This window comes from Shewanella sp. Scap07 (assembly GCF_013394145.1).
In the GTDB taxonomy this organism is placed as follows: domain Bacteria; phylum Pseudomonadota; class Gammaproteobacteria; order Enterobacterales; family Shewanellaceae; genus Shewanella; species Shewanella waksmanii.
In genome coordinates this window covers 3,229,809-3,241,694 of sequence record NZ_CP041329.1, presented here as the reverse complement: position 1 = coordinate 3,241,694, position 11,886 = coordinate 3,229,809, and the positions used below count along the sequence as shown (strand labels likewise).

At 42.1% G+C, this 11,886-nt stretch carries 9 protein-coding genes; 6 read left to right on the top strand and 3 right to left on the bottom strand.

Annotated features, from left to right (window positions below; genetic code table 11):
- Nucleotides 1-3: 3 nt before the first annotated feature.
- Nucleotides 4-498, top strand: a complete 495-nt coding sequence (locus FLM48_RS14150) for a chemotaxis protein CheW (protein WP_028771727.1) — start codon at nt 4-6, stop codon at nt 496-498.
- A 34-nt stretch (nt 499-532) separates the two neighbouring features.
- Nucleotides 533-970, top strand: a complete 438-nt coding sequence (locus FLM48_RS14145; RefSeq protein WP_256870944.1) for a DUF2802 domain-containing protein — start codon at nt 533-535, stop codon at nt 968-970.
- An 82-nt stretch (nt 971-1,052) separates the two neighbouring features.
- Here FLM48_RS14145 and FLM48_RS14140 read toward each other — a convergent pair whose 3' ends face one another.
- A complete protein-coding gene (locus FLM48_RS14140; protein ID WP_028771729.1) occupies nt 1,053-1,367 on the bottom strand; it encodes an EscU/YscU/HrcU family type III secretion system export apparatus switch protein in 315 nt (104 codons plus the stop codon).
- A gap of 10 nt (nt 1,368-1,377) precedes the next feature.
- The gene (locus tag FLM48_RS14135; protein ID WP_179025083.1) at nt 1,378-3,213 is read right to left on the bottom strand and encodes a flagellar hook-length control protein FliK; all 1,836 of its coding nucleotides are present in this window, start codon (nt 3,211-3,213) and stop codon (nt 1,378-1,380) included.
- 299 nt (nt 3,214-3,512) lie between these two features.
- On the opposite strand from FLM48_RS14135, the gene FLM48_RS14130 reads away from it, so the two are divergent.
- Both FLM48_RS14130 and FLM48_RS14125 read left to right on the top strand, forming a co-directional pair.
- The gene (locus FLM48_RS14130) at nt 3,513-4,295 is read left to right on the top strand and encodes a VacJ family lipoprotein (RefSeq protein ID WP_028771731.1); all 783 of its coding nucleotides are present in this window, start codon (nt 3,513-3,515) and stop codon (nt 4,293-4,295) included.
- A gap of 93 nt (nt 4,296-4,388) precedes the next feature.
- Nucleotides 4,389-5,492: a response regulator gene (locus FLM48_RS14125; protein WP_179025082.1), complete on the top strand. Its 1,104-nt coding sequence runs from the start codon at nt 4,389-4,391 to the stop codon at nt 5,490-5,492.
- 133 nt (nt 5,493-5,625) lie between these two features.
- On the opposite strand, the gene FLM48_RS14120 is transcribed toward FLM48_RS14125, so the two are convergent.
- Nucleotides 5,626-7,095: a peptide MFS transporter gene (locus FLM48_RS14120; protein WP_179025081.1), complete on the bottom strand. Its 1,470-nt coding sequence runs from the start codon at nt 7,093-7,095 to the stop codon at nt 5,626-5,628.
- Between the two features lie 892 nt (nt 7,096-7,987).
- Here FLM48_RS14120 and FLM48_RS14115 point away from each other — a divergent pair.
- Nucleotides 7,988-10,747: an SLBB domain-containing protein gene (locus FLM48_RS14115; RefSeq protein WP_179025080.1), complete on the top strand. Its 2,760-nt coding sequence runs from the start codon at nt 7,988-7,990 to the stop codon at nt 10,745-10,747.
- Between the two features lie 141 nt (nt 10,748-10,888).
- Nucleotides 10,889-11,872, top strand: coding sequence for a sugar transferase (locus FLM48_RS14110; protein WP_179025079.1), 984 nt, complete (start codon nt 10,889-10,891; stop codon nt 11,870-11,872).
- The last annotated feature ends 14 nt before the right edge of the window (nt 11,873-11,886 follow it).

The following is an 11,886-nucleotide window of genomic DNA, read 5'->3' as shown; positions in this document are numbered from 1 at the left end:
TTTATGACAGATGCAAGCAACGTAGCAGCAGTAGCTGCAGGCAAAGATGATGAAGTTTTGCAGTGGGTGACATTTAGACTAGACAATGAGACTTATGGTATCAATGTCATGCAGGTGCAAGAGGTACTTCGGTATACTGAAATTGCCCCTGTTCCAGGTGCGCCGCACTATGTACTGGGTATTATTAATTTACGTGGTAATGTGGTCACCGTTATTGATACACGCTCACGCTTTGGTTTGATGTCATCTGAAGTCGATGACTCAACCCGAATTGTTATTATTGAAGCTGAAAAGCAAGTGATCGGTATTTTGGTTGATAGTGTTGCTGAGGTGGTTTACTTACGCGGCTCTGAAATCGACAATGCGCCGAACGTGGGGACAGAGGAAAGTGCTAAGTTTATTCAGGGCGTAAGCAACCGCGATGATGAGCTGTTAATATTAGTTGATTTAGACAAGCTGCTTTCAGACGAAGAGTGGATGGAATTGTCGCAGTTGTAGTCGTGTTGCCCCTTAGACCACTAAGGGGGTCACTGTGGTTAATAGCTTTTATGATTGGACGGGATTGCGCGAAGTGAATGAAATTTTGATTGCCGCGTTACTGTATGTGATTGCTTGTCTTGGCTTGGTGTTATATCAGCAAAAACAAACGGCAAAATTGCGAACTAAAATTGAAGCGTTAACCACGTTAGTTAAAGAAAGTGACCGCCAACGAGAAGCAGTAAAGCGTGAACTACAGGAATTACGTAGTGGCACCATTGGCGTTGGCAGACGTATGCTGGAACTTGAAAAACGAGTGATTAAGCAAGATGCGAGGATTGATGAGTCGAATCAGCAAGACCCTCAAGCTAGGCTTTATTCTCGTGCCATGAAAATGGTTGACTTAGGCGCTGGCGTTGAAGAACTTGTACGTGAATGCGAACTACCAAAAGCTGAAGCTGAATTGTTATTACGTTTGCATGGTAAAAGCTAACCGCGTTAAGACTCCATAACGCGAAGGAAGATTATCCACTAGGTCAGCAATAGCGCTAGGTTCCTTTCGCCGCAGAGGAACCTTAAACTTGCTCGATGATTTTTTGATGTAAATTGTTCCAGTTCTCGGGATACTTACCATCTAACAGATAAGTAAAAGCGATGAGTTCTGCTATTAGCACATAAAGTTGTTTGGGAATCTCTTCTCCTAGCTCGAGTTTTTGTAAAAATGCACTGAGGTTAGCATCTTTATGTATAAATATGCCTGCTTCTTCTGCAAGTGCGATAATTTCATCTGCCAGTAATCCCTCACCCTGCGCAGTTACCTTTGGGGCATTGCTTCCATCATAGCTCAGGGCTGTGGCATGGGTACTTTTCTGATTAGTATGCTCTGTCATTACTATGTTCCTATGCTTTTATTTTCACGAGGTAATGATCACCAGGAAGTAAGGTGACGGGAATTTCAGCCTGTTTCGCAGTTATGTTTGTTTCAGTAAAGCCTACTTGGGTCAGTTTTTCTTCTAACGCTTGAAGGTGTTTTTCAATCTTACTCAACAAGCTTTGGGTGTCTGAATTTATAGTGAGGGTGAGTTTATTGGCCTCGACTTGGGCTTTAATCAACATACCGCCATTTGTTAAGCTAAATTTGAGTTGTAAGCGCCACGCTGCGGCTAAAGAGCCATCTTCATTCTTTTCCTGTTCAAACTGACCTTCTAATTCTTCAAATCGATCATCGATTTTGTAAGGTAGGCTAAACAGCCAACTAGTCGTTTGCGAGGAGTCGGAGCTTGCTTGCTGGAACAAGCTGATATTAGACAGTAACCGTGTGACTAGTTCACTTGATTGACTTCTCTCTAAGATTGACAACAAACTATTAGATAACTGCAATTTAGCACCAAGTAGCTCAACTTGTAGAGCTAACTTTGTGCTTGGTTGAGTTGATGTCGACAAAGCTTTTTGGCCCAACAACAATTTAAATAAGATGCTTAAGGAGCTATTTTGGCTGTTGACGGGCTCGCTCGTAGGCAGGTTTGGCGAAAAAGCCTTTACCCCATCTAATAACTCTGTTTTTAGAGTATTAGGCAGCGCAAGCATAGACAGCGCTCGTGGTGACAACATTGGTAAAAATTTCAGTAGGCTTGGCTGAGTCATTTTCGTTAAAGCGGGTTGTTCCGGTGGCTTATTGAGAGCCACTGTTTCTAGGCTGTGCTTTAAGCCTCTGTGCTGTGGAGTTAACACTGGCTCAGATTTGTTTTGTATTGATGAAGCAATTTCAGGGGCTATAGTTGCTTTTGGGGCGCTTACCGGCGACTTATCAATTCGCACCTCAACTAATTTATCACTTGTGGGAAGCGTTATGTTTTTATTCAACAGTACTGCTGGTTTGTTCAAAAGTGATTCAGCAGTGAATTTTAGCGGCGGCATGGCGACTTTTGATGTGCTAGTTACTAACTGAGTCTGATTCTGTCCATCGGCTTTCCCAGACAACATGATGCCGTCGCCCTTAGGAAGAGTTTTAGGGAGCGGATTGACAGCGCCGGGCTGCAGACTACTCAAAGGCTGACTGAATATTTTTAATAACTGAGTGAATAGGACGGCAGAGTTTGGCTTGGCTATGACTTGTGTGCTGCTAGTATTGTCTGATGCCAGCTTTTCTGTTGGTTGAGTATAAGCTGTTAACTGAATTGGCCGATTAAATAAGATTGGTGATAGCGCAAGTTGCAGCTTATTGTTTTGCGCGATAATAGATACTCGGTATTCGCCATCACGTACCATTTGCTTAGGTAAAGGTAAGCTAACATCACTATTTATTATCAACTTACCGTTAGCTACTGTTGCATCGGCCAGGTAGTAGCCTTTTGGTTGAGCGGCCAAACTTAAAAGCCGATCTAGTGGTAAGTGTTTACTTACTATCAATTGTTTCAGAACCTGGGGTAGGTCTGTGGTAGCTGTTTTGCCGAATATGCTGAGGTCGGCTGAAACCGGTACGGATTTGTTTTGCTGATGCTCTAGACTTTGCGGAGCGGAAAGTAAAAAGCTTAATTGGCTTAAGTTCAGCTTTAACAGGGCTTGAGCCAGCTGCTTATCTTGAATGACATAGCGTTTGTCATTGATCCACAAGCTATCTTTAGTCTGCTGGTCAAAGCGAATATTGCTGGTCGTGACTGTAGATAAGATGTCGCTGCTGGCTTTTACATCTTTGCTTAATGAACGATCGTTTAGATTGTCTAGGTATATTATCAATGTGTTTTATTCGCTTTGGTTAAGAAATAAATCTGGTTTACAAGCGGTCTTATGATCTGACCCTCTAGCTTAATCGTAAAATTGCTAAGCTTAATACTTATGTATCGACAATCAACGCTTAAAGTTAAATCACGCTCGATAGATTATGAATATTTTACAATTATATTATTGACCGGAGGATTTTGCTGAGTATCCTTAGCCCTCTGAAAGGAAAATCAAACTATGCAGTCTAGTATTAGCATCAAGGTTCGCTTCGCTATCATGCGTACTCAGTCACAATACTGGATAGATAAGGTTGTATGAAAATGAAATGGACTGTCGCTGTTTTCACAATGCTGTATTCATCACTAGCGCTCGCTAGCGATGAGGTTAAAAAGCCAGATGTGATTGACACCCACCAAGAAGTTCAAGTTGTCTATAACGATCCAAGAGACCCTTTAGAAGGGTTTAACCGTGCGATGTGGGATTTCAATTACCTTTTTATGGACCGATATTTCTATCGACCGATCGCACATGGGTACAACGATTATATCCCTAGTCCGGTTAAAACCGGTGTCGATAACTTTGTCCATAACTTTGAAGAGCCTAGCGCTATGGTCAATAACACTCTGCAAGGTAAGTGGATGTGGGCAGCGAATGCGGGGGGACGCTTTACCATCAATACTACGCTTGGTTTATTTGGCGTTATTGATGTTGCCAATATGATGGGAATGCCACGTAAACAAGATGACTTTAACGAAGTCCTTGGTTACTACGGTGTGCCTAATGGTCCCTATTTTATGGCACCTTTTTTAGGTCCTTATGTGACTAGGGAGCTAGCATCTGATTGGGTTGATGATCTGTACTTTCCGCTATCAGAGCTTACCTTCTGGCAATCACTTCTAAAATGGGGATTGAAAAATCTGCATAAACGGTCAACAGCAATCGATCAAGAAAGGCTAGTGGATAATGCGTTAGACCCCTACACTTTTGTTAAAGAAGCCTACTTTCAGTATATGGATTACAAAGTGTATGACGGTGATGTCCCCATTGTAGAAGAAGACGATGAGTTATTAGACGAGTACCTTGATGAATTAGACTGATTAGCTGCTATGCTATAAGTAGATTACCCATAGAGCCCATATGCCCTCCAAATCACAAATATAATAAGTAGAGGGCTGCATACAGGAGTCAATATGGCGCTAGAAGGTGTTGATGTTTTACTTGTCGAGGATGACCCCGTTTTTCGTCAAATCGTGGCGGCGTTCTTAGTTAATCGCGGTGCAGAAGTGACTGAGGCCGAAGATGGGCAAAGCGGACTAGATAAGTTTAATCAAGCAAAGTTTGATGTGGTGCTAGCAGATTTGAGCATGCCCATATTGGGTGGGTTGGAGATGCTGCGGCAAATGATGAACCGGGGAGTAAAAGTACCGGCTATTGTCATCTCTGCTAACCATGTCATGGCCGATGTTGTAGAGGCACTGCGATTAGGTGCATCAGATTATTTAGTTAAACCGGTTGGCGATCTTTATCAGATTGAAAACGCCATAGTTCAATGTTTGAATTTTCAAACTCAGCCTGATGTACAGTTGGCTGAATTAGACGAGCTATCCTATCAAGAGTTAGAGCAGAACTTAGTTTTGTTGGAGCAAAATGCAGAGGCTGCAAAAAGTGTGCAGCAGCAGTTGTTTCCCCCTTCAGAAATAACCTATCCCAAAGCGACTGTCGATTACAGTTTGTTCAAAAATGACAATGTGAGTGCTTATTTTATCGATAGCGCCAGTATTGATGAGCAGCATATTGTGGTTTATATGGCGCAATTTCACCCCCATGACAATCGCTGTGCGTTTGCCAGTGTATTGCTTAAGAGCTTTGTTGACCAAAAGATAAGGCTGTACAGGGAAGGGAGCTCTAGTTCTGTTATTGAGCCGTTTAATATGCTCAGTTATCTTAATGATAAAATGAGCAAGTCTGGTTTAGATATCTATGTTGATATTGTCTATATTGTCGTTGAATTGAGCCTGTACCGCGCTTCAATAGCCAAAGCAGGCAAAGGCTTGCGTACCTATGTCCGTAACCAGCAAGGGTTAATGCCGCTCATTTTAGCTGATTCGCTACAGTTAGGCATATTAGAGTGGGGGCAACCGAGTATGCAGCATCGCAACTTAATGCCGGGCGAAAGCCTTTGTATCACTTCAAATACACAGCAGCATAAGGCGATGTTGTTAGCCAATCAGTTTAGTGGGTTAGAGTATCAAACCGAGGTTTCACCAGGTGGGTTTGTACAGCTCTCTTTCTGAAGAGAGTTCAACACTGTATCGAATACTTCGGTAACAGTTAAGTAAAGAGTTGCTCGCGAATTTACTTAAGCAACGGATAGAAAAAAGCCTCTCACTATTGGAGAGGCTTTTTTATTTGCAAAACAGGGAACTACTAGCGCTTAATCGCTTCGTGTTCAGCTGTTACTGCAATTTCTTCTTCAAGCTTTTGCTCTTCAGTATGATGACCATCTTCCGCACCGTGCATCCAGTCAACTAGCTTATCAGCCATGAAGTACAAGATAACACCTGAAATACCGGCGGTGATGGCAATACCAGCGAAAATTGACATCGCATTAGCAAGTTGCTCCTCTTTCGCGCCACCATGACCAATGAATGAGCCAACGATACCACCAATCTTGTTTGCTGCGGCAACAAATAGGAACCAAGCACCCATCATTAGTGATGCAATACGTAGAGGAGCCAGTTTGGTCACCATAGACAGACCGATAGGAGATAAACAAAGCTCACCCATAGTGTGGAAGAAATAAGCACCCACTAACCACCACATGCTTGACTTGGCATTAGCGTCGCCACCCATTTCTAGTACCGCGCCAATCATGAATAGGAAACCAATACCGAGTAAAACTAGACCCATTGCAAATTTAACTGGCGAATTAGGCTCGTTTTTACCTAAGCGAATCCAAATCGAAGCAACTACAGGCGCAAAAATAACAATGAACATCGCGTTCAATGATTGGAACCAAGTCGTTGGTACTTCCCAGCCGCCAATCATACGGTCGGTGAAGTCATTGGTGAATAGGTTCATCAAGCCACCGGCTTGCTCAAAACCAGCCCAGAAAATGATGGTGAATAGACCCATGATCATAATTACTTTAATTCGATCACGTTCAATTTTAGTCAGTGGCTCTTTGCGCACTTCACCTTTCGCTTCAGCTTTTGCTTTTTCGATTTGAGCTGCTGGGGTACGACCAATGTCGCCAAGAAGACGCTGAGCGAACAGGAACTGGATGATTAACGACAGCACCATACCGATACCAGCACAGATGAAGCCAGCTTGGAAGTTACCATCAAAGTAAGCCACCACAGAACCTACGATGATACCCGATAAGAATGCACCAACGTTGATACCCATATAGAAGATAGTAAATGCACCATCACGACGATGATCGCCTTCTTCGTATAAGTCACCCACCATAGTAGAGATGTTTGGCTTGAATAGGCCGTTACCGATAATCAATACACCTAGACCGATGTAGAAAACCTCAGTTTCCATGCCTTGAACCCAGGCGTGTGGTGTACCAAGAATAAACTGGCCAGCCGCCATTAACGCACCACCGATGATGATGGCCTTACGTTGACCTAGGTATGCATCAGCTAGCCAACCACCAATAAGTGGGGTTAAATAGACAAGACCTGTGAATGTACCATATAAAGAAAGGGCATCGGCTTGGGTCCAACCTAGACCGTGACCACCTTGCGATTGAACTGCGTCAACGAGATAAAGCACCAAAATGGCGCGCATCGCGTAGTAACTGAATCGTTCCCATAATTCTGTTGTAAAAAGAAGGAACAATCCCTTCGGATGTCCGAGCATCGTCCCTTGGGGTTTTGCTGCGCTCATTAAGTCTTCCACCTTAAGCTTGTGATTGTCTGCGTGAGATCACGTCAGAAAATATGTTGTGCGAATATTTTTAAGTTTCAACAACCTGTACAAAAAATCATTATGGTGTTGTTTTTTAAGCAACTTTAGCTTGTTTTTTGTTACGCGATTGTTGATTGATTTTGTTATATTTTAATATTTGGCGCAGAAAACACGCCGAAACCCATCTTATATACCTTTTTAATTGGACTAAAGTCAATTCTGGCAGCTTAAATGTTGACAAAATAGCCTGTTTCGGGTGTAAACCATTAGTTGAGGTTTAGTCAAGCAAACGACCGGAGCCCCCTACAGCATGTTGGCTGGGTATCGGTATCGACTATTGGACTGTTTTTGAATTTCATAAGACAACCAAAAGCGCGATATGGATTTACGGGCGTATGTACGGATTGTTTGAATTCTTTCTAGTGAATTAGCGGAACTGTTTTACTCAACAGTGAACAGTGTAAGCACTTCTTTTGGTTTTTTTAATACTTAGTGTCTGTCCAGCCTTTATTGACGAGAGACTAACTTACATTTTGTTTGGTGACTTTCGGTACCGCATTGCTTTGCCTATTAAATTGCATACTCGTTTGTTTTCTATGACTGCCTACTGTTTTGGGGCTTTATCCATATTGTTAATAGGCTGTTATGCTGGCTGAGCCGTTGAATCTTCTACTGTACTGCAAAAAAATAATGCGTATAATCTAGCGATTAAATGTAAGGATGCTGGTCTGTAAAAGATGTTGTTGACCTATATGAGTAATGGAATTAGCTAGTTCTAATATTTTCCAATCGTATTGTGTAGTGATTTTCTTGCCTAATTCAGGTTAGTTATAGTTCTAAAAGTATAAAGTTAAGTCTTGGAGAGTTATCGGTGTTAGTAAAATTCAAACAAGTTATGCTAACGGGGTTAGCATTATTCTGTGTGTTTATAGGCAGCGTCTATGCAGCAACCCCCTCTCCACAAATGATTGAACAATTTAAAAAACTACCAAAAGCTGAACAAGAGCGGGTGGCGAGACAATATGGACTGGATCCAGCTCAAATGAACTCTGGGCAATCTAGCCAAATGGCTTCTGAGCCATTCGTTATCAACCCCAGAGAAGTTGAAGATGAAAAGGCCGAAGAATACCGTCAACAGCAACTGCTTGTAGAAGAGGTAGCTCAATTTTTAAAAGACCAAAAAGCACAGGATACTAAGAAGTTACAACCATATGGGTATGACTTATTTGCCGGTGAGCCTACAACTTTTGCGCCGGTAACAGATATCCCAATCCCAAGCGAATATTTAGTTGGTCCTGGAGACAACATCAAGGTTCAACTCTACGGTAAAGAAAACCGTGAGTATGACTTGGTGATAAGTCGTGATGGTAATATTCAGTTTCCAGAGCTTGGGCCTATTTCTGTGTCTGGATTGAAATTTGAAGATTTGAGAAAGACCCTATCAGACCGTATTCGGCAGCAAATGATTGGTGTTGAATCGAATATCACCATGGGTGAACTCAGATCTATAAGAGTGTTTGTTGCTGGTGATGCATATAAGCCGGGATCATATACGGTCTCAAGTTTATCGACTATTACTCAGGCATTATTTGTTGCTGGTGGAATAGCAGAAATTGGTTCACTGCGTAACATTCAGCTCAAACGTAACGGCAAGCTAATTGGCAGTCTGGATCTATATGATCTGTTAATGCGTGGTGATGCTTCGAAAGATTTACGTCTAAGATCTGGTGATGTTGTCTTCATTCCCTCGGTAGGTGGATTAGTCTCAGTAGATGGAGAAGTAAGACGTCCTGCGATTTATGAACTTAAGGGCTCAGAGACAATTGGTGACGTTGTTGATATGGCTGGTGGGCTCACTGGTGGGGCTTATCCTCAAAGTAGCAGTGTAGAGCGGTTCACCAATCAGGGACTAAAATCAATAAAGACATTAGATCTGTCAAGCTCTACTGGAAGAAATGCGCCAGCAAGAGCTGGTGATATTGTCAAAGTTAAATCTTCATCATTGCAGTTTCAAGATGCGATAACAGTATTAGGAGCCGTAGTTAGGCCTGGTCGTTATCAGTGGCATCAAGGCATCCGCGTAAGTCAATTATTGCCTTCAGTTTGGGGAGACTTAACTTCCTCGGTTGATCTTAACTACGCGATTGTTGTGCGGGAAATTAACCGACATGGTGATATCGAAGTCCACCAGTTCTCACCCAAAAAAGCCATCATTGATAGAGCTGCGAGTGATGATATCGTCCTCGAGCCGCGGGATAACCTGTTATTCTTTAATTTTAGGGATGATGCGCAAAATCGTTTCGAATTAAATTCTCTTGTTAGAGAGCGAGTCGAAAAAGTTGTTCAATTAGTAGGTGATAGCTCATTATCAAAAGATCTTTTCAAGGCGGGTTTTTCTCAATTAGAAAACCAAAGGTTAAAGAACAGAAGTCAACTTGGTGGTGTTGTTGTAGCTAAAGAGCAACAGCAAGATGACGAAGCTTTGGCGATAAAAGGCGAAGTTAATCGCATGATGGCTAATCTATTTGACGATCCTGAACTCATTAAACTGAGTGGATTGATGAATAGAGCAGAGTTACTATATCCAATTATTATGCAGCTTAATCATCAAAGTCGCTCAGGTGACGAAGTAAAAGTTGTTGCAATTAAAGGCCAAGTTTATAACGAAGGGATGTACCCCTTATCCGTAAATGCCAAAGTCAGTGAAATAGTCAGCGCAGCGGGCGGGCTAAAAGAAGGTGCTTATACGGCAAGGGCTGAATTAACCCGTACAGTGACTTTAACTTCTGGTTCAAGTATAAAGCATGAAAATGTCGACTTACAGGCAGCGCTCAATGGTGAAAGTAGCGCCAACCTTAAGCTTCAGGGACGAGATATTTTGACTGTAATGACGACGCCAGAGTGGCAGGAGAACAAATCAGTTGAAATACGTGGAGAGGTGCGTTTCCCTGGTATCTATAACATTCGCCGGGGTGAGACACTAAAAGACGTACTAGAGAGAGCGGGTGGTTTTACTGAATATGCTTATCTACCATCGTCTGTTTTTGTACGTGAATCAGTGAGATTACAAGAACAGCTAGAAATCAAAAAGCTGGCTGACCAGTTACGCAGGGATATTGCCACTCGTGGTGTATCTAAAGACGGCGATGTGGTTAATTATTCCGATGCTCAACTTATGTTGACAGATCTAGAGAATATTGAAGCGGTTGGACGCTTGGTCGTTGATTTGTCAGCAATTTCAGTTGGGATTGAAAAAGCAGACTTACAGTTAGAAGATTCAGACGTGTTATACGTCCCATCTACTAAACAGACTATTGCTGTTATGGGTGAGGTTCAATATGCAGCAACGCATCGATTTAAAGATGGGTTAACGATTGACCAGTATCTAAATATGTCTGGTGGAATGCGTGAAAGGGCCGACGAAGGTAGAACTTATGTTATTAAAGCCAATGGCTCGGTTATGCTGCCAAAGCGCTCAATGTGGTTTAGTAGTGAAGATAGTTTACAGCCAGGTGACACGATTATTGTACCGCTGGATACAGAATATAAAGATAATCTAGCACTTTGGACCCAGGTGACTAGTATTATCTATAACACAGCGGTGGCGTTTGCTACGGTTGCCAACCTTTAACTGGGTTAATCTAGCGACCTTAAACCTAGTAGTTCTCTTTTTTTAGGCCGCAGAATTAAAACATTCTGCGGCAATATCCAAACAAGCAAGGTAATTTATGGCTACGCATTTAACTTTAAAACAATTGACTGTGGTGGCTCAATGGACATGAAGATAGAAGAATCAGTTCAAAGCAACGCATTCGAAGTTAAGCCAGTTAATCGAATTAAGTCGAAAGGTAAAGCACTCACCCAAAATATTATTTATGTCTATTGTCCAGCAGGTAAAGAAGCAGAAATTGCTGATATCGTGAAGGATTATGATTTTGATATTGTTGTAAATGACTATGAACTTGAGAATTACGACAAAAAAGTCATATGCCACTATGAGAGCTCGAGTCTTAATAAGCAACAGCGGGGCTTTTTGGTTAAAGCTACCGAGTTAGGTGCTTGGGTAGAGCCTCTAGTGAGCTATTTAGACACACGCTTGGGGTATACTGAAGTACACCTACTACATAGTGGATACTTTTTACATCAAAAAGCCTTTTCGATCCTTTCAACAAAACGGACTCAATTGGCAAAGCGCGTCATTGATTTACTTGCTGCTGCCATACTAAGCTTAATCGCTTTACCTGTTTGCTTGATTACTGCTATAGCGATTAAAGTTGAAAGCAAGGGACCCATTTTGTATCGTCAAAAAAGAGTTGGTCAGTACAATGATGAGTTTGAAGTGATTAAATTTCGTTCTATGTGTACTGATGCTGAAAAGTCAGGAGCACAGTGGGCAATAAAAAATGATAGTCGTGTGACTAAAGTCGGCAAGTTTATACGCAAAACACGGATAGACGAATTGCCACAGATCATCAATATCCTTAAAGGTGAAATGTCAATTATTGGTCCACGGCCTGAGAGAGAAGTGTTCATTTCTGACCTTGAAAAATCTATCCCATATTACCGATTTCGCCACGCTGTAAAGCCAGGTGTGACGGGGTTAGCGCAGGTAAGTTATCCTTATGGCGCATCAATAGAAGATGCAGTTTGGAAGCACAAGTATGACATCTATTACATTAAACACCATAGTACCTTCCTAGATATCAAAATCCTGTTAAAAACAGTCAAAGTTGTATTGTTTGGTGCAGGACGTTAAGCGATATCATTTAG

Excerpts from the sequence above, each read along its gene's own strand:
- FLM48_RS14130 (WP_028771731.1), top strand. The coding sequence starts at position 3,513 with ATGAAAATGAAATGGACTGTCGCTGTTTTCACAATGCTGTATTCATCA.
- FLM48_RS14120 (WP_179025081.1), bottom strand. The coding sequence starts at position 7,095 with ATGAGCGCAGCAAAACCCCAAGGGACGATGCTCGGACATCCGAAGGGA.
- FLM48_RS14140 (WP_028771729.1), bottom strand. The coding sequence starts at position 1,367 with ATGACAGAGCATACTAATCAGAAAAGTACCCATGCCACAGCCCTGAGC.
- FLM48_RS14125 (WP_179025082.1), top strand. The coding sequence starts at position 4,389 with ATGGCGCTAGAAGGTGTTGATGTTTTACTTGTCGAGGATGACCCCGTT.
- FLM48_RS14150 (WP_028771727.1), top strand. The coding sequence starts at position 4 with ATGACAGATGCAAGCAACGTAGCAGCAGTAGCTGCAGGCAAAGATGAT.
- FLM48_RS14110 (WP_179025079.1), top strand. The coding sequence starts at position 10,889 with ATGGACATGAAGATAGAAGAATCAGTTCAAAGCAACGCATTCGAAGTT.